A 16,899-nucleotide genomic window follows, 5' to 3' on the forward strand; every position below is an offset into this window, starting at 1 on the left:
TCTCGGCGATCGCCCATCGGTGATCACCACACGGTACGCCCGCGCCGCCGCCTCCGGCAGTCCCCGGCGGCCTTCCGCCGCCCGCCGTCGGGCCGCGCCGTGCTCGTACGACCCCACAGAAAGACCGATTCCGCATATTTTGCAGGCCCGAAAAGGAATTTCCTGCAGATTCTCCGGCAGCCTTTCGGATTTCCATTCCGGTGCGTTATAGAAGTAAGCATCCCCGCCGACATATGGAGCTGATGAATTCGTGACAGGACGGCCGCTTCAGCTGGACGGTCTTTCCTGGGAGCACGGAGGAAGGATCTGCGCCCTGAAGCCGGACCGCCTGTCGGTCGCGGCGGGGCGGGTCGGGGTCGTGCTGGCCGAGGACGCCGATGCCGCGGACGCCTTCGCCGACGTGCTGCTGGGCAGGGCGTGGCCGGTCCGGGGCCGGATACTGAGCGGGAGGGAGGAGGTCACCTCGTTGCCCTCGCGGGAACGCGGAATCGCGCTGGTTCCGGCCGGGGGCGGACTGCTGCCCCATCTGACGGTCGAGCAGAACATCGTTTTCGGGCTGCACGGCCGCGACGGAAAAGGATACCGGTACGGAAAGGATTTCCTACGAGGACAGGTGCGTTTCATCACCGACCGGCTCGACCTGGACGTACCGCTCGACCGCCGGCCGTACGACCTGTCGGCGGACCAGAGGCTCTGGGTGGCGTTCGCCCGCGCGATGTGCCACTGGAGGAGGCCGAACGCGGTGCTGGTGGAGGACCGCGACGGCCGGCCGCCCTGCCATTCCGTGGTGGGCAGGAGCCTGGCCGCCTTCCCCCACCTTCCGGTCCTGGTGGTCGGCGACGAGGGCGACCGGATCGAGACGCTGGGCAGCCCCTCGGCCCGCTGGGAGGTCGTCGATGCGGATGAACCGTAGACGGGCCCTGGCCGCGCTGTCGGGGCTGGCCGCGGCCGGGCTCACCGGCTGCTCCGCCGAACGGCCACTGCGGGTCGCGGTGGTGTGGAGCGGCTGGGAGCTGGCCCGCTTCCGCCGGGTCCTGGAGGGCGAGCCGGTGACCGTCTACTCGGCGGGCAACGACATCGCGGCGCTGCTGCGCGAACCGGTGGCCCCGGCGGCGACCCCCGACGTGGCGATCGTGCCGCAGCCCGGCCTGATCGGCGACCCGGAGATCTGCGCCCGGCTGCAACCGCTCGTCTCGCAGGACCCGCCGTTCTGGCGGGACCTGGTGCGCTGCGCGGACGACGGGCGGGTCAAGGGGGTCTGGTTCAAGGTCGCCCACAAGTCGCTCGTGTGGTACCGGCCGGAGTCCGTGGAGACATCGCCCGCCTCGTGGGAGGCGTGGCTGGAGCTGTGCCGGGCCCGCGCGGCCTCGGGCCGCCCCCCGCTCTCCGTGCCCGCCGCCGACGGGTGGGCGCTCACCGACTGGTTCGAGAACGTCCTCCTCGGGGTCGCCCCCGACCTGTACGGCAGGCTGCACCTGCTGGACCCGGCTGACTGGGGGGACGAGCGGGTGGCGCAGGCGTTCGCCCGGCTGGCGGAGCTGTGGTCCGTCCCCGGCCTGGTCCCCGGCGGGGGGCGGCGGGCCCTGGTCACCCAGTTCCACGACGCGATCCTCGACGTCTTCCGGTACGGCCGCGCCGACATGGTCGCCGGCCCCGACTTCGCCTGGCCGGTCATCGACCGCTACCGCGTCCCGGGCCGCGAGGCCCGCTGGTTCCGTTTCCCCTGGCCCGCGGGCGGAGAACGACCGCCCGTGCTGGCCGGCGGGGACGCCGTGGTGGCGCTGGCCTCCTCCGGGGAGCGGGGCAGGCGGTTCGTGGCGCGGCTCACCGGAGGGGAGATGCGCGGGCCGCTGGCCGCCTGGGCCGGCGCCGGGGGGTTCCTGTCCCTCGGCGCCGGGCTGCGCGACCGTGACTACCCCGCGCCGGTGCGGCCGCTGGCGCACGAGCTCCGCGAGCTCGCCGCGCCCTCGGAGGCCGGCGCCGGGACGCCCGGACGATCGATCGCGTTCGACCTGTCGGACCGGCTCGGCGGCGCCCTGGCCGGCGGGGACGGCCAGGGCCTCTGGCGCGTCCTGACCGACCTGTTCGCCGCGGTCGCCGTCGGCGGCCGGGGCGCCGAGGAGGCCGCGCGGGCCGCGCACGCCGCGGCGGTGGAGGCGGCGGCCTGGCGGAGTGGAGGATCATGAGCCGCGAAGACGCCTTCCTCTTCGAGGTGGCCCCGTACTACGACATGCGCGCGCCGGCGAAGTCACCGGGCCGCGGGCGGTGGGAGGCGTGGCGGCGGCTGCTGCCCGCCGTCGGGCTGGTGGTCGCCGGCCTGCTCGTCCCGCTGGCCGCGACCGTGGTGACGAGCCTCACCGGGAACGGCGGCCCGCGGGCCTACCTGGACGTCGTGAACGACGCGCAGGTCCGGACGGCTCTGCTGAACAACGCCGTCTGGCTGGTGCTCGCGCCGGTGGTCTGCGCGCTCGGGCTGGGCCTGGCCTGGCTCGCCCGGGGTGTGGGGCCGCGCCTGCGCAGGCTGTTGCTGGCCGCGCTGACGCTGCCTGTGGTGACGTCTCCGCTGACCGCGGGCGTGACCTTCCGGATGATCTTCGCGCCCGATCCCGGGCTGGGCTCGGTGAACGCCCTGCTGCCCGAGCCGGTGCTCTTCACCGGCCCCGGCTGGATCTGGCTGGTCCTGGGCCTGGCGTTCGTCTGGCAGTGGACGGGGCTGGCGTTCCTGGTCTTCCACGTGGGCCTGGCCAACCTTCCCCGGGACCTGCTGCGGGTGGCCGGGGCCTTCGGCGCGGGGCCGCTGCGACTCCTGCGCACCGTGGCGGCGCCCGCGCTGTTCCCCACGGCCGCGGTGGCGCTGCTGATCGTCCTCACCGCCGCCGCCCGGGTGTTCGAGCTGGTCCTGGTGGGGGCGCCGGGCTCGGTCCAGCCGGAGGTGGACGTCGCCGGGCTGCTGTGGTGGCGTCGCCGTACCGTCCTCGGGGACGGGCGGGCGGCGGCGCTGGCGGTCCTGCTGACCGTGACGGCCGTCGCGGTGGCGCTGGCCGTGCTGTGGCGGCTGCGCCATGACCTGCCCGGGGCCGAGCGTCCGTGGCGGCAGCCGTTCCAGGTCGGGCCGGCCGCCCGCCGGACGCGGCGGGCGGCGACCGCCCGGTGGCCGCGACGGGTGGCGGCGGGGGCGGTCACCGCGCTCTGGGCGTTCCCCTTCGTGGTCCTGCTGCTCACCTCGTTCCGGTCACCGGACGCCGCGGCCACCTCCGGGTGGTGGACCGGCGGCTACGGGCTCGGCTCGTACGGCGAGGCGTTCGACGGCGGCTTCTTCGCGGAGGCGCTGTGGGCCACGGCGCAGCGCGGGCTGCTGACCGCCTTCCTCGTCGTGCCGGCGGCGGTGTCGGCCGCCTACGCGCTGACGCACGAGGCCCTCCCCCGCCGCGCGCGGCGGGCCGTCACCGCGGCGGCGGTCGTGCTGGCCGTACTGCCGCCGCAGGCGCTGGCCGCGCCGCTGGGCAGGGCGCTGGGCGGGTCGCTGGGCAGCACGTTCGTCCTCAGCCTGGTGCACGCCGCGCTGCTGCTGCCCCTGGGGGTGCTGCTGCTGCGCAACGCGTTCATGTCGGTGCCGCGGCCGGCGACGCTGGACCGCTTCGCCGACGGCCGCTCGGCGATGACCCGGGTGGTGCGGGACGGCGCCCCCGCCGTGGCGGCGGTGGCGGTGCTGTCGTTCGTGCTGGTGTGGAACGACATGGTGGTCAGCCTGCTGCTCAACTGGCCGGCCGCCGACCAGGCGCCGCTGACCATGCTGCAGGCGTCACGATATTTCACGACCTCGGCCGGGGAGCTCGCGGCGCAGGGGGTGCTGATGACGGCGGTTCCGGCGGCGCTGCTGCTGGCGACGGGCAGGTGGCTGGCGCGGGGGCTGACGCAGGGGATCCGCCGATGAGGTCCCGCGGGGCACGACGCCCCCGGGACAGGGAATCCGCGGACAGGGTGATGGAGTTCATCGGGTGGTTCGGAGGAGCCACCATCGTCGAGATCTTCTTCAACAACTTCCTGGACGCGGTCCCGCAGTGGGGCGCGCTCGGCGGGGGGATGCTGCTGTACGGCGTGGTGACCGGCGTGCGGCGGCTGCGCCGGCGCGAGCTCCCCCCGCCCCCCAGGCAGACCCGGGGCCTCCCCAAGCCGGTCGATCCGCTGTTCGGGCGGGACGAGGAGGTCGCCGAGGTGACCGCCCAGGCCGGGAAGCACCGGATGGTCCTGGTGCGGGGCATGGCCGGGGCCGGCACCAGCGCCGTGGCCCTCGCCGCGGGATGGGACCTGGTGTCCGGCGCCGAGCCCCGGTGCGACCCCGAACACCAGTACTACGTGGACCTGCGGGGACAGGACCGGAACCGGCCGGAGAGCACGCGGAGCGTGGCCGAGCGCGTGCTGCGCGCGCTCGGCCGCCCGTTGCGGGCGGCGACGAACCTGGAGACTGCGGCGCAGGAGGTCGCCGCCGCCCTGGGGGACCCCGGCCGCCTGCTGCTGCTCCTGGACAACGTCTCCCTGTGGAGCCAGGTCAGCTGGCTGCCACAGAACATGCCGAAAGGAACGATCATCGTCGCGGGCGCCCTCGACGAGGACGTGAGGTATCCGTCCCTCGGGGACGTGGCGATCGTCCAGATCGACCTCCTGGACACCGCCGCCGTCGTGGAACTGCTGCGCTCGCAGGCCTCCGCCGAACGGAGCGACGCCGACCCCGAGTCGTTGCGGGAGCTGGCGGGCCAGTTCCTGGGCATGCCCCAGGTCGTGATCGGAGTCGGCCGCTGGCTCGACGAGAATCCCAAGGTCCCGATCGCCGCCCTGGTGGCCGACCTGAAGAGGCAGGGGGCCCACGACCTCGGCCTTCAACGGCTGTTCAGCATGCAGATGGCGCGGATGGACGCGGCGGTGCGGCGGCTGCTGGCGCTGCTGGCGCACGCGCCGGTCGCCGAGCTCGGCATCGACGAGATCGTCGCGCTCACCGGTGGGCCGGAACGCGACGCCGGGCAGGCCATGGAGGAGCTGTGCCGGTACGGCCTGGTGGAGAAGGTGCGGGAGTCGCGGTTCCGGGTGACGGCCTCCGCCCGGCCGGCCGTACGGAGGCCGGACGGCCGGGAGGCGAAGGCGTGGCGGCGTCTGGCCGAGCACCTCGCCGACCGGGCCGTCTTCTTCGCCGAACGGTTGCCGGACGAGGACGCCCGCGACTGGTTCGCCCTGGAGGACAGGACGCTGCTGCAGATGCTGCGGGAGTACCGGCCGGATCGGCATGGGAGCGGCTTCCCGTGGCCGAAGGCTCTCCGGCCCGACCTGGGCGACCCTCTGTGGCGGATCGCGGACGCCCTGGACGTGTGGTTCACCCTCGAGCAGCGTGTCGAGGAGAGGCAGGAGACCGCCCTGGCCCTGTCGAATGCGGCGAAGTCCCTGAAGGACGTGGCGGTCCACGCCGACGCCGAGCTGCGGTTGTGCCTGATCGCCCTGATGCGCAGTGATCACGACGCCGCCGAGAAGCACTTCCGCGAGGCCGAGAGACTGCTGCCGGACCTGGAGTCCCGCCCCGCCCGGATGCACCATGCGGAAGGGCTGAGACTGCTGGCCAGGGGCGACGAGTACGTCACGGTGGAGTCGCCGATGGTGCGGTACGGCCAGGCGCTTCCCGGCGGGGACACCGTCGGCCACGCCATCCGGAAGCACAACAACGCCGTCCTGTACTTGCGCTGGGGACAGACCTTCGACTTCCAGGGGCGGGAGGAGGAGGCCCGGTACCTGTACGAGGGCGCGGGCCACCTGCTCATCCGGGCCCTCGGCGACGCCAAGGCCGCGGGTTACGCCCACTTCGAGGCGCATGTCTGGAACAACCTGGCGCTCGTCCACTGGTACCAGGGCCAGAATGACGAGGCTCTGGAGGGCTGGGCGAAGGCCGCCGAGCTGTACGAACGGGCCGGCGACGAGCTCGGCCGGCTCCGCTGCCAGGTGCACCGGGCGGCGGCGCTCCGGAGGACGCACCACGAGGAGGCCGTGGAACTGCTGTGCTCGGCGCTGCCGCGGCTGCCGAAGACCGGGATCATCACCGCGCTGGCGAACCTGTACCTCGCCTGGCTCGACCCCGCGAGCGCGCCCGAGCGGCGCGGGGCGGGGCTGGCCGCGCTGGCGCCGTGGGACGGGATCTCCGAGCCGCTCCAGGTGACCGAGATCCGCAGGCTGCTGAAGGAGCTGCCGTCCGGCCCCTGAGAGGGCCCGGAGCGCCCGCCGTCCCGTTCCCGGGAGGGAGCCGGTCCGCCGCACCGGCTCTCCTCCGGCGAAGGACCGCCACCGGCGGCGGAGGGGCCCGCGAACACCGGCGGGGACGGAGGAGCCCGCGGCGCCGGGTGAGGCTTTTTCCGGCCGGCCGTGAAACATTCCGGCCCGGCGCGGCAAGTAGGGGTGACCACCCGGACGGGTCCGCCTCCGGACCCGCCGTACCCCGACCAGGCGAGGAGAACGACGATGGACGCGCTGAAGGCCGTACGGCAGGCCACCGCACCGGCCGCATCGGAGAAGTCCGCCGGAGCGCGGCGGCGGCCCGGGACGTGTCCCCGGCGGCGGGCCGGGGGCTGACGGGCGTCGCGACGAGAGCCGGAAGCCGTCTGGACGCCGATGTCGTTCGCCTCCCCCCTGTTCCTGTGGTTCTTCATGCCGGCCACGCTGCTGGCCCACCTGCTGCTCCCGCCGCGCCACCGCAACGCGGTGGTGGCCGTGGCCAGCCTGTTCTTCTACGCCTGGGGCGCCGGAGCGCACACCCCGCTGCTGCTGTCGGCCATCGCCGTCAACTACGGGGCCGGCCTCGCGCTCGGCGGGGCGCGGCTGCGGGACCGTCCCCGGGCCCGGCGCGGTGTGCTGCTGGCCGCCGCCGGATGGAATGTGGCGGTGCTCGCGGTGTGGAAGTACGCCGGCTTCGCCACCGCCCAGGTCGACGCGCTGGCGGGCGCGCTGGGGCTGGGTCACAGCCCGGTCGTGACCCTGGCCCTGCCGATCGGGATATCGTTCTTCACCTTCCACCATCTCTCGTACGTGGTGGACGTCTACCGAGGCAGCACGCCCGCGCAGCGGAGCCCCGTCCGGTTCGTCACCTACATCGCGATGTTCCCCCAGCTCGTCGCCGGGCCGATCGTCCGTTACCACGAGATCGCCGGACAGCTCGGCGAGGTCCCCCGGGACCGCCTCGGCGACCTCGCCGAGGGTTTTCCCCGCTTCGCCCTGGGCCTGGCCAAGAAGGTGGTCGTCGCCGACTCGCTCGCCGCCGTCGCGGATGCGGCGTTCGCGCACGCCGGCGGCCCCCTCAACACCGCGACGGCGTGGCTGGGCGCGTCGGCCTACGCCCTGCAGATCTACTTCGACTTCTCCGGCTACTCGGACATGGCCGTGGGGCTGGGCCTGATGTTCGGGTTCCGGCTTCCGGAGAACTTCGACCGGCCGTACTCGGCGTACTCCGTCACCGACTTCTGGCGGCGCTGGCACATGTCGCTGTCGCGCTGGTTCCGCGACTACGTCTACATCCCGCTGGGCGGCAACCGCGGCGGCGCACCGAGGACCCACCGCAACCTGCTGGTCGTCTTCGTGCTCTGCGGCTTCTGGCACGGCGCCGACTGGACCTTCCTGGTGTGGGGGCTGTACCACGGCGCCCTGCTGGTGGCCGAACGGCTGCTCGGCTGGGACCGCCCGCCGGGGGGCGTCTGCGCCCTGGTGCTGCGCCGCGGCGCGACCCTGCTGCTGGTGGTGGTCGGCTGGGTGTTCTTCCGCGCGGAGAGCATGGCCGGGGCGTGGGACATGCTGGGGGCGATGTTCACCTGGCGGCCGGGCGAGCTCGACGAGTTCGTCGCGTTCGCCGCCGGCCACCAGCGGATGGCCGTCTTCGCGCTGGCTCTGGCCGTGGTGGCGCTGCCGGCCTCGCCCGCGCTCGGTCCGCTGCTCCAGGCGGGGCGGGGACGGCTGGTACGGCCGGCACGCACCGTGGTGACGTGGGTGGCCGCCCCCTACGCGGCGGCGCTCGTCGCCGCCGGCACCTTCAGCCCCTTCCTGTACTACCGCTTCTGACGGTTCCGGCGAGTCCCGGGTGAGGAGACACCGATGATCGCTGCACGAACCGGACCGGCGTCCTCCGCAGCCGGGGAACGCCGTCCGGCAGGACGGCGGCCGGTGACACGGCGGCCGGTGACACGGTGGCCGAAGGTACGGCGGCCGATGACGTTGCTGGCCGCGGTGCTGTTCTTCGGCGGGCCCGCCCTGGCCTTCGCCGCGGGCGACCGGGCCGTGGAGATCGAGAACCGGAGGCTGCCGGAGTTCCCGGTCCTGGCACGCGGCTGGGAGGCCGTTCCGGACGTGGAGGCGTGGGTGACGGCCCACCTGCCGCTCCGGCGGTACGCGGTCGGCGGCAACGCCGCCCTGTCGGAGTTCCTGTTCGGGGAGGCGCCGTCGTACGGCACGGCGGACGCCGCGGACTACCCCCGGGTGATCGAGGGGCGCGACGGCTGGCTCTACTTCGGCGACGACGTGCGAGAGGCGTGCCGGCCGCACCGGCCCGTCGCGGAGACCCTGGACCGCCTGCGCCGCCTGGCCGGGATCGTGCGGAGATCCGGCAGGCGGTTCGTGTTCACCGTGGCCCCCGACAAGACCACGGTCAGCCCCGGCAGGCTGCCGGAGCGCTTCCCCGGCCGGGACTGCCTCCGGGAGCGCAAGCGGGAGTTCTGGGCGGCGCTGCGGGCGGCGGACCCGCCCGGTCACGTGGATCTCCGGGAGCCGCTGGAGCGGGCGCAGCGAGAGTCCGGCACACCGGCGTACTGGCGGACCGACAGCCACTGGAACGAGCGTTCCGCCGGCCTGTACGGCGCGGAGCTGGCCCGGGCGCTCCAGCCCGGCCTGTCCCGGGACACCCGGCTGGTGAAGGAGGGGCGGGCGCCGCGAAGCGGCGACCTGGGCGGGCTGCTGGGCATCCCCGTCGAGGAGACCGTCGACCGGTGGCGGCTGGTCCGGGACGGCGTGCGGCGGGTCCGGCAGGACGACCGGGAGCTGCCCGTGTCGTTCGCCACGGTCAACGCCTCGGACCGGGCGCCGCTGTTCCGGCCCCGGACCCTGCTCATCGGGGACTCCTTCACCCGCAACTCGCTGCCGTGGGTGCTGCCGTACTTCGCCGACGTCACCTACCTGCGCAGCGACGCGCCCGCCACGACGGGGCCGGACCGCGTCGCGGCCGAGGTCGCCCGGAGCGAGACGGTGGTGCTGGAGATCGTGGAACGCCACCTCGTGGGCGGCCGCGCCGAGATGCTGGACGACGCCGTGCTCGCCGCCCTGGAGCGGGCGCTCTGAACACCCGCTCCCCCGCCCGGTCCCCCGCCCGGTCCCCCGCCGGGGCGGACCCGGCGTGCGCCGGACACGGGCCCCGGCCGTCCCGTGAAGCATTCCGGCGCGGCACGGTAAGTACAGGTGACCGCATACGCCGAGAAAGGCCGGCATGCATGACGATCCCCCTCGAAGTCGTCGAGGTCGATGACGCGACCCTCATCGAGAGATCGCTGAACGAACCCGAGACCTTCGCCATCCTGTTCGACCGGCACGCGCCGCTCCTGCACCGCTACGCGGCCAGACGCCTGGGCCCCAGCGAGGCGGAGGACGTCGTGGCCGACACCTTCCTGGCCGCCTTCCAGCACCGGGAGGGCTACGACCGGAGCCGTTCCAGCGCCCGGCCGTGGCTGTACGGCATCGCCTCCAACGTCATCGGCAGGCGGCGGCGCACCGAGCTGAGCCTCTACCGCGCCTACGTCCGCAGCGGCGTGCACCCGGCCGAGGTGTCGGGCCTGCCGGTGGAGGACGGGGTCAACACCCTGGCCGTCAACCGGCCGCTGGCGAGGGCCCTGCTGGATCTCGCGCAGGCCGATCGCGACGTGCTGCTGCTCGTCGCGTGGGCCGAGCTGAGCTACCAGGAGGTGGCCGACGCGCTCGCCATCCCGCCGGGAACCGTCGCCTCCCGGCTCAACCGGGCCCGCCTCCGGATCCGCCGGGCCCTGGACGGACAAGGAGAATGACGATGGACGCGCTGAAGGGCATGTGGCAGGCCGTCCCACCGGCCACCCCGGAGGAACTCGCCGGCGCACGGCGGCGGCTGCTCGACGGGATGCGCCCCCGGCGGCGCGTCGCCGCCGCTCGCTGGCTGCCGGTCATGGCCGGTGTCGCGGCGGCGCTCGCCGTCATACCGTTGATCTTCGGAACCGGGACCCCCGCCTACGCGGTGACGACGAGTCCGGACGGCACGATCGGGGTGCTCGTCAACGAGCTGCGCGACCCCGCCGGGCTGCAGGCCAGGCTGGGCGCGGCCGGCGTCAGGGCGGACGTGACGTTCCTGGCCCCGGGCACGCTGTGCGCGACCCCCCGGTTCGTCGGTGTGGACCGTACCTACGACGGACCGGCCGCCTCCGGAAGGGACGAGCTGCGTTCGCTCGTGACCGGATCGCGCTCGTTCGCCGCCATCCGGGTGACCTCCGTACGGACGATCCGGATCTTCCCGCGGAACATCAGGCCGGGTGAGACGCTCGTGGTGGAGTTCCGCGACAACCGGGACGCGCGGGTGCCCTGGCTGCTCGGAGCCTGGCTGGCCCGGGCGGGCACGCCCGTGAAGCGGTGCGTGCCCGTCAAGGAGGTTCACTGAGAAGGCCGCGGCGGCCCCGTCACGGTCAGAGCGCCTTGAGGAACCGGGCGGCGATGGGCGCGGCCACCGCGCCGCCGCCTCCGCCGTGCCGGACGAACACCGCGAAGGCCACCGAGTCGCGGTAGCCGACGAACCAGGCGTGTGACGCCCCGTCACCCACCTCGGCGGTGCCCGTCTTGCCGGCGGTGCCCGGGGGCAGGCCGGCCCGCGCGGCGGTGCCCTCGGTGACCACGGACGTCATCATCGCGCGCAGCTCGGCGGCCACGCCGTCGCCCAGCGGGACGGCGGCGGGCAGGCCGGGGGCCGGCCGATCCGTCATGACGGCGGGCTGCCACACGCCGCTCGCCGCGGCGGCGGCGACCTCCGCCATGCACAGCGGGCTGGCCAGCACCGAGTTCTGGCCGATGGCGTCGGTGGTGAGCTCGTCCGGTGTCTCGGTCTCTCCCCGGCCGATCCGGCACGCGCTCAGGCCGGGCTTGACCCGGAAGCCGAACCGGTCGGCGGCCTCGGCGGACAGCCGCCCACCGCCCAGCCGCTCGTAGGTCTGCTGGGCGAACGTCGTGTTGCAGGAGAACGCGAAGGCCGCGGTGAGGGTCACCGTACCGTGGTCGGCGCCGCCGTCGTTGGTGAAGGTCTTGCCGTTGGGGACGGTGTAGACCGCCGGGCACGGCAGCGGCGCGTCCGGGACGACGCCGGTGCGCAGCAGCGCGGCGGCTGTGACGATCTTGAAGGTCGAACCGGGCGGGTAGAGGCCGGTGAAGGCCGCCTGGCCCTCGTCCAGGGTGTCCGCCACCGCGAGCACCTGACGGCTCCGAACGTCGAGGGCCACGATCGCGGCGGGCTGGCCGACGCCGTCCAGGGCACGGGCCGCGGCGGCCTGCACCGGCCGGGAGATCGTGCTGCGGCTGCCGTCCTGCGGGGGCACCGGGGCGGCCAGCAGCTCGCGGCCCGAGGGCCGCTCCAGCAGGGCGGGGACCGTCACCGTGCCCTCCAGCCCGAGGACGTAATGGTCGGCCCTGCTGCGCCTGGGGAACGGCTCACCCTCCCGGGTGAGGGTGGCGGGCCGGCGGAAGGCGGTCTCGGTGCGCTGGACGGAGCCGCCGTCCCTGAGGGACGGATGCATCGTCTCGGGGGTCCACAGCACCTTCCAGGCGTCGTCCCGCCGCGTCAGGCGGAGCACCGAGGCGAACTGCCAGGGCTCGTCGAAGCCCTCCACCTGCCGGACCCCGTGGAAGGCGAACTCGGCCGTCGTCGCGTCCTCGCGCAGCGCCTCACCGAGGGTGAGGGACAGCGAGGAGACCCGCAGGTCGCGATCGAAGTCCAGGTGCCGCGCGGTGAGGTCCGCCGGAGGGTCGGCGACCAGGGCGGTCATCGCGGTCAGGTTCCCGTTCTGCCACGCCTCGACGTACCGAGCCGCCGCCTCCTCGGGGGTGGCCGGGGCGGAGGGCGTGGAGGGGGCGGGGGCCGCGGGGACCGGGGTGGGCGACGAGGGCGGCCCGGTGGGCGCGTGGGCCTGCGGCTCCCCGGCCTGCGGCTCCCCCACCGGCGGCTCCTCGTCGGTGAGGGTGATCTCCCTCGTCCGATCCGGCGTCCGCGTGGGGGAGGCCCGCCCGGCGTCCGGCGCGGTCAGCAGGCCGTACACGCTGACGACGACGATCGTCACCGCCGTGCCGATCAGTGCCAGGAGCCGTTTCCTGCGCATGCCTCACCCCCTGGGGTTTCCAGGGGTGTATATCACCGGCGATCTCCCCGGGCCACCCGCACATCTATGAAACGGGCGTTCTCCCCCGAATCCGGCCCGGCGCGCGGGGCCGACGCGGTCCGCGCGGGGTCAGCGCGCGGGGTCAGCGCGCGGGGGCGGCGGCTCCGCGGGCGGCGGCGACGAACGCGCGGATGAGCCCGGTGTCCTTCGTCCCGGGCGCGGTCTCCACCCCGCTCGACACGTCCACCCCCCACGGCCGGGCGGCGTCGATCGCCTCGGCCACGTTCGCCGGGTCCAGGCCGCCGGCCAGCATCCACCGGCCGGTGGGGCGTCCGCGCACCGCGGCCCAGTCCCACGGCTCCCCGGAGCCGGGCCTGGGCGCGTCCACGATGAGCAGGTCCTCTCCGAGGGCGCCGCAGTGCGGGTCGGCGCTCGCCGACCCGGCGCGGACCAGGATGAGCCCGAGATCCCGCAGCGCGGCGAAGTCCCCACGCGGGTGGTCGCCGTGCAGCTGTACGGCGCGCACCCCCGTCTCCAGTACGGCGGCCCGCACCTCGTCCGGGGTCTCCCCGGCGAAGACCGCCACGGTCAGCACGTGCGACGGCACCGCCGCGGCCAGCTCCCGCGCCAGGGCGGGGGTGATCCGCCGGGGACTCCTGGTGAGGACGAAGCCGACCGCGTCCGCACCCGCCTCGACGGCGGCCGCCACATGCCCGGGCTCACGCAGCCCGCAGATCTTCACGTACACCCTCGGCACCCTAGTGCACGGGCCCCGGGTCTCCCGTTCCGGCGGCGAGGAGCAGCGGAGCCGGGCCGGCCGCGACGACGTCCCGGAGACTCCGCCCGGCCGGCAGGGGCGGAGCCGGGAGCCGTGGGCGGCCCGGTGCGTGGGGGGCGGCTCCCAGGGCCGGGAAGCCGGAGCCGTGATGTCCGGTTCGCGAGGAGCGGGCCGATCGGCCGGAGGCGGCGAGGATGAACGTCCCGTGGCCCCGGGACCTTCGCCGCTGACCCCGGCCCGCCCCGGGACGGCACGATTGAGCCGGACACGAGGAGGTCAGCGATGACGATGCAGGTGAAGGACGTCATGGGCAAGGTGGCCATCGCCGTCCGGCAGGACGCTCCGTTCGCCGAACTGGTCGCCACCATGCAGCGGTTCAAGGTCGGCGCGGTGACGGTGATCGACGCCGACCGGCGCCCGGTGGGCGTGGTGTCGGATGACGACCTCCTGCTCAAGGAGACGACCGGCAACCGGTACGGCACGGCCCTGTTCGAGGGCCGCGAGCAGCGCCGGGAGCGGCGCAAGGCCGCAGGCGCCGTCGCGGGTGAGATCATGACCAGCCCGGCGATCACCGTCACCATCGGCACGCCGGTGCGGGACGCGGCCCGGCTGATGCACACCGTCAGGATCAAGCAGCTGCCGGTGATCGACCCGGTGACCGGCAGGATGGTGGGGACCGTCCACCAGCGCGACCTGCTGAAGGTCTTCCTGCGACCGCGGCAGGACGTCCGGCGGGAGGTCACGGACGTCCTGGCCGGGCTCGGCGTGCCGGTCGAGGACGTCACCGTGGAGGTCGAGGCCGGCGTGGTCACGCTGACCGGCGAGGTCCCCCGCAGCTCGCAGGTCGCCGCGGCCTCCGCCGCCGTCCACGAGGTGGACGGGGTGGTGGACGTCAGGGGCGACCTGACCTACCAGACGGACGACCTGCTGCCCGTCCCGCCGATGTACTAGGGCCCGTGTCGAAGCCCGCCGTGGCGGCCCCGTCGCGGTGGAGCCCGTGCGCCGGCAGGGGATTGGCGACGGGCTCCACCGCGACGTCGCGGCCGGGCCGCCCGGCGGGGCGCCTACCGGGACTCCCCGCGCTCCTTCGGGTCGAGCACGCTGGACAGGAAGGCCCTGGTCCGTTGGTGGCCCGGGTTGGCCAGGAGCTCACGAGGCCGGCCCCGTTCGACGACCACGCCGTCGGCGAAGAAGGTCAGCCAGTCGCCGACCTCCCTGGCGAAGGCGATCTCGTGGGTGACCACGACCATCGTCATCCCCTCGACGGCCAGGCCCTTCATGACCTCCAGCACCTCGTCGACCAGCTCGGGGTCCAGGGCGGAGGTGGGTTCGTCGAACAGCATCAGCGCCGGGTTCATCGCCAGCGCCCTGGCGATGGCCACCCGCTGCTGCTGTCCGCCGGAGAGCTGGTGGGGCCGCTTGTGCGCGTGGTCGGCCAGGCCCACCCGGTCCAGGTGCTCCATGGCCAGCTTCCGCGCCCGGTCCGCGGGGGTGCCGAGGACGTGGACGGGGCCGCAGGCGACGTTCTCCAGCGCGCTGTGGTGGGCGAACAGGTTGAAGCGCTGGAACACCATGCCGATGTTCCTGCGGAAGGCGGCGAACTCCTTCGGGGTCCAGGGGTGGTACCTGTCGCCGCGCAGGGTGTGGCCGACCTCCTCGCCGAGCACCCGCAGGCTGCCGCCGAGCACCGGCTCCAGGCCGTTGATGCACCGCAGGAACGTGGACTTGCCCGAGCCCGACGGGCCGATGACGCAGCTCACCTCGCCGGCGGCGACGGTGAAGTCGACGCCGTTGAGCACCTGCACGTCGCCGTAGGCCATCCGGACGCCCGATGCCCGCACGATCTGCTCGCCCGCCGCGTTCACGCGGCCGCCTTCGGCAGGATCCTGGCGGCCAGGCCGCCGCCGCGCACCAGCCGTACGGCCTCGGAGCCGAAGCGGCGTTCCAGCCTGCCCTGCAGGAAGGTCGCCACGGCGGTCATGAGCATGTACCAGAGGCTCGCCACGATCAGCAGCTCCATGATCAGGTTGTTCGCCTTGTAGATCTGGCTGGCGTTGGTCATCAGGTCGTGCCCGGCGACCACGTAGACCAGCGAGGTGGTCTTCAGCATGGAGATGAACTCGTTGCCGGTGGGCGGGATGATGATGCGCAGCGCCTGCGGCAGCACGATGACCCGCATCCGCTTGGCCGGCGTCATGCCCAGCGCGTACGCCGCCTCGGTCTGGCCGTGGTCGACGGCCTGGATCCCGGCGCGCACGGTCTCGGCGAAGTAGGCGGCCAGGTTCAGCCCCAGTCCCAGCATGGCCGAGGTGAAGCCGGTCATCACCAGGTTGGTGTCCCACTTGACGCCGATCATGGTGAACGGGATCTTGAGCACCAGTTCGGGGAACAGGAACGCCAGGTTGTACCAGAAGATGAGCTGCACGAGCACCGGCGTACCGCGGAAGAACCAGATGTAGAACGTGGCCAGCCCGCTCAGCACCGGGTTGTGCGCCAGCCGCATGATCGCGACGAGCACGCCCAGGACCAGCCCGAGGACCGTGGCCAGGACCGAGATCTCGATGGTGACCCAGACCCCGCTCAGGATCCGCTCGTGGAACAGGTACTCGGCGACCTTGCCCCAGTCCAGGTTCGGGTTGGCCACCATGAGGGAGGCCAACCGGGCCGCGACCGCCAGTGCGACCGCCGCGGCCAGCCAGCGGCCCCAGTGCCAGGTCCGCGCGACGGGGATCGGCCTGCCCGACGCGTCGGCGATCGGTTCGGTCCGCATGGTCACTTACCGCCGTTGACCACGGCGGACTGGACGGCCAGCTTCTCGAGGTTCCACGCCGCGAGCATCTTGCCGTACTCCCCGCTCTGGATGAGCGAGTCCAGCGCGCCCTTGACGGACTCGATGAGCTCCTTGTTGTCAGGCTTCATCCCGATGCCCCACGGGCTCTCGGTGCCTTCGAGGGCGATCGCCTCCATGGCGAGCTTGGGGTCCGCGGCCTTGTAGGCGGCCACCACGTAGTCGGTGATGATGGCCTGCGCGCGGCCGTTGCCCACCTGGAGCATGGCCTCCGTGTCGCCGGGGAACTTCAGGATGTCCACCGCGGCCTTGCCGTCCTTCTTGCAGTCGGCGTCGTAGCGCTCGGCCAGTTCCATCGAGGAGCCGTTGTCGACGACGGAGACCTTCTTGCCGCACAGGTCCTTCGGCCCGGTGACGCCGGCCGGGTTGCCGGCCTTGACCAGCATCCCCGAGCCCGCCTGCACGTAGTCGACGAAGGTGATCTGGCCCTGCCGCTCCGGGTTGTCGGTCATCGAGGAGATGACGAAGTCGTAGCGGCCGGTGAGCACGCCGGGGATCTGTGAGTTGAACTCCTCGTCGGTGATGGTCACCTTGACGCCGAGCTTCCTGGCGATGGCCCTGGCCAGGGCGGGGTCGAATCCGATCGGGGTCTTGCCGTCGCTGGCGAACAGCTCCATCGGCGGGTAGCCGATGGAGGAGACGACCTTCAGCCCGTCGGACTTCAGTTTCGCCGGTGCCTTGGCGGCGAGGTCCTTGTCGGGGGTGATGGCGTTGATGACGTCGGCCGCCTTCTCCTCGGCGGGGGCCTGGTCGAGGACGACGTCCGGCGCGGCGGCCGGCGCCGCGGTGGACGCGCCGTCGTCGAGGGACTGGGCGCCGCAGGCCGTGGTGGCGGCCAGCAGCGCGCCGGCGGCGAGCGTGGTGAGGATCCGGGTGTTCAAGGG

The 16,899-nt window shown here is 73.7% G+C and carries 14 protein-coding genes; 9 read left to right on the plus strand and 5 right to left on the minus strand.

Annotated elements, in window-relative coordinates; translation table 11 throughout:
* Positions 1-250 precede the first annotated feature (250 nt).
* The 8 genes from ACFYSC_RS21130 (at position 251) to ACFYSC_RS21165 (ending at position 10,687) form a co-directional block, all read left to right on the plus strand.
* A complete protein-coding gene (locus ACFYSC_RS21130; protein ID WP_389964080.1) occupies positions 251-913 on the plus strand; it encodes a hypothetical protein in 663 nt (220 codons plus the stop codon).
* Complete coding sequence (locus ACFYSC_RS21135; protein WP_389964083.1) at positions 903-2,186, plus strand: hypothetical protein; 1,284 nt, start codon at positions 903-905, stop codon at positions 2,184-2,186. Before ACFYSC_RS21130 ends, ACFYSC_RS21135 begins: the two co-directional genes overlap by 11 nt.
* Complete coding sequence (locus ACFYSC_RS21140; RefSeq protein WP_389964086.1) at positions 2,183-3,934, plus strand: ABC transporter permease subunit; 1,752 nt, start codon at positions 2,183-2,185, stop codon at positions 3,932-3,934. Before ACFYSC_RS21135 ends, ACFYSC_RS21140 begins: the two co-directional genes overlap by 4 nt.
* 50 nt (positions 3,935-3,984) lie before the next feature.
* Positions 3,985-6,240 (plus strand): tetratricopeptide repeat protein, encoded by a 2,256-nt coding sequence (locus ACFYSC_RS21145; RefSeq protein ID WP_389964089.1) that lies wholly within the window; start codon positions 3,985-3,987, stop codon positions 6,238-6,240.
* Between the two features lie 405 nt (positions 6,241-6,645).
* Positions 6,646-8,082: an MBOAT family O-acyltransferase gene (locus ACFYSC_RS21150; protein ID WP_389964092.1), complete on the plus strand. Its 1,437-nt coding sequence runs from the start codon at positions 6,646-6,648 to the stop codon at positions 8,080-8,082.
* Between the two features lie 147 nt (positions 8,083-8,229).
* Positions 8,230-9,351 carry a hypothetical protein gene (locus ACFYSC_RS21155; protein WP_389964094.1) on the plus strand — a complete coding sequence of 374 codons (1,122 nt, stop codon included), beginning with the start codon at positions 8,230-8,232 and terminating at the stop codon, positions 9,349-9,351.
* A 149-nt stretch (positions 9,352-9,500) separates the two neighbouring features.
* The gene (locus tag ACFYSC_RS21160; RefSeq protein ID WP_389964097.1) at positions 9,501-10,067 is read left to right on the plus strand and encodes an RNA polymerase sigma factor; all 567 of its coding nucleotides are present in this window, start codon (positions 9,501-9,503) and stop codon (positions 10,065-10,067) included.
* A gap of 2 nt (positions 10,068-10,069) precedes the next feature.
* Positions 10,070-10,687: a hypothetical protein gene (locus ACFYSC_RS21165; protein WP_389964100.1), complete on the plus strand. Its 618-nt coding sequence runs from the start codon at positions 10,070-10,072 to the stop codon at positions 10,685-10,687.
* A 25-nt stretch (positions 10,688-10,712) separates the two neighbouring features.
* Here ACFYSC_RS21165 and ACFYSC_RS21170 read toward each other — a convergent pair whose 3' ends face one another.
* On the minus strand, positions 10,713-12,389 hold the full coding sequence (locus ACFYSC_RS21170; RefSeq protein ID WP_389964103.1) for a penicillin-binding transpeptidase domain-containing protein: 1,677 nt from the start codon (positions 12,387-12,389) through the stop codon (positions 10,713-10,715).
* 142 nt (positions 12,390-12,531) lie between these two features.
* Complete coding sequence (locus tag ACFYSC_RS21175) at positions 12,532-13,137, minus strand: phosphoribosylanthranilate isomerase (protein ID WP_389964106.1); 606 nt, start codon at positions 13,135-13,137, stop codon at positions 12,532-12,534.
* A 312-nt stretch (positions 13,138-13,449) separates the two neighbouring features.
* Here ACFYSC_RS21175 and ACFYSC_RS21180 point away from each other — a divergent pair, with 312 nt between their 5' ends.
* Positions 13,450-14,118: a CBS domain-containing protein gene (locus ACFYSC_RS21180; RefSeq protein WP_362933051.1), complete on the plus strand. Its 669-nt coding sequence runs from the start codon at positions 13,450-13,452 to the stop codon at positions 14,116-14,118.
* Positions 14,119-14,231: 113 nt separating this feature from the next.
* Here ACFYSC_RS21180 and ACFYSC_RS21185 read toward each other — a convergent pair whose 3' ends face one another.
* The 3 genes from ACFYSC_RS21185 to ACFYSC_RS21195 are packed head-to-tail and all read right to left on the minus strand — an operon-like array spanning position 14,232 to position 16,896.
* A complete protein-coding gene (locus tag ACFYSC_RS21185) occupies positions 14,232-14,987 on the minus strand; it encodes an amino acid ABC transporter ATP-binding protein (RefSeq protein ID WP_389964466.1) in 756 nt (251 codons plus the stop codon).
* Positions 14,988-15,028: 41 nt separating this feature from the next.
* A complete protein-coding gene (locus ACFYSC_RS21190) occupies positions 15,029-15,937 on the minus strand; it encodes an amino acid ABC transporter permease (RefSeq protein WP_389964109.1) in 909 nt (302 codons plus the stop codon).
* Between the two features lie 2 nt (positions 15,938-15,939).
* A complete protein-coding gene (locus tag ACFYSC_RS21195) occupies positions 15,940-16,896 on the minus strand; it encodes an ABC transporter substrate-binding protein (protein WP_389964111.1) in 957 nt (318 codons plus the stop codon).
* Positions 16,897-16,899 lie beyond the last annotated feature (3 nt).

This window comes from Streptosporangium sp. NPDC004379, from assembly GCF_042873875.1.
Taxonomy (GTDB): Bacteria; Actinomycetota; Actinomycetes; order Streptosporangiales; family Streptosporangiaceae; genus Streptosporangium.

Excerpts from the sequence above, each read along its gene's own strand:
- ACFYSC_RS21145 (WP_389964089.1), top strand. The coding sequence starts at position 3,985 with ATGGAGTTCATCGGGTGGTTCGGAGGAGCCACCATCGTCGAGATCTTC.
- ACFYSC_RS21165 (WP_389964100.1), top strand. The coding sequence starts at position 10,070 with ATGGACGCGCTGAAGGGCATGTGGCAGGCCGTCCCACCGGCCACCCCG.
- ACFYSC_RS21170 (WP_389964103.1), bottom strand. The coding sequence starts at position 12,389 with ATGCGCAGGAAACGGCTCCTGGCACTGATCGGCACGGCGGTGACGATC.
- ACFYSC_RS21185 (WP_389964466.1), bottom strand. The coding sequence starts at position 14,987 with ATGGCCTACGGCGACGTGCAGGTGCTCAACGGCGTCGACTTCACCGTC.
- ACFYSC_RS21150 (WP_389964092.1), top strand. The coding sequence starts at position 6,646 with ATGTCGTTCGCCTCCCCCCTGTTCCTGTGGTTCTTCATGCCGGCCACG.
- ACFYSC_RS21135 (WP_389964083.1), top strand. The coding sequence starts at position 903 with ATGAACCGTAGACGGGCCCTGGCCGCGCTGTCGGGGCTGGCCGCGGCC.
- ACFYSC_RS21180 (WP_362933051.1), top strand. The coding sequence starts at position 13,450 with ATGACGATGCAGGTGAAGGACGTCATGGGCAAGGTGGCCATCGCCGTC.
- ACFYSC_RS21140 (WP_389964086.1), top strand. The coding sequence starts at position 2,183 with ATGAGCCGCGAAGACGCCTTCCTCTTCGAGGTGGCCCCGTACTACGAC.
- ACFYSC_RS21155 (WP_389964094.1), top strand. The coding sequence starts at position 8,230 with ATGACGTTGCTGGCCGCGGTGCTGTTCTTCGGCGGGCCCGCCCTGGCC.
- ACFYSC_RS21160 (WP_389964097.1), top strand. The coding sequence starts at position 9,501 with ATGACGATCCCCCTCGAAGTCGTCGAGGTCGATGACGCGACCCTCATC.
- ACFYSC_RS21190 (WP_389964109.1), bottom strand. The coding sequence starts at position 15,937 with ATGCGGACCGAACCGATCGCCGACGCGTCGGGCAGGCCGATCCCCGTC.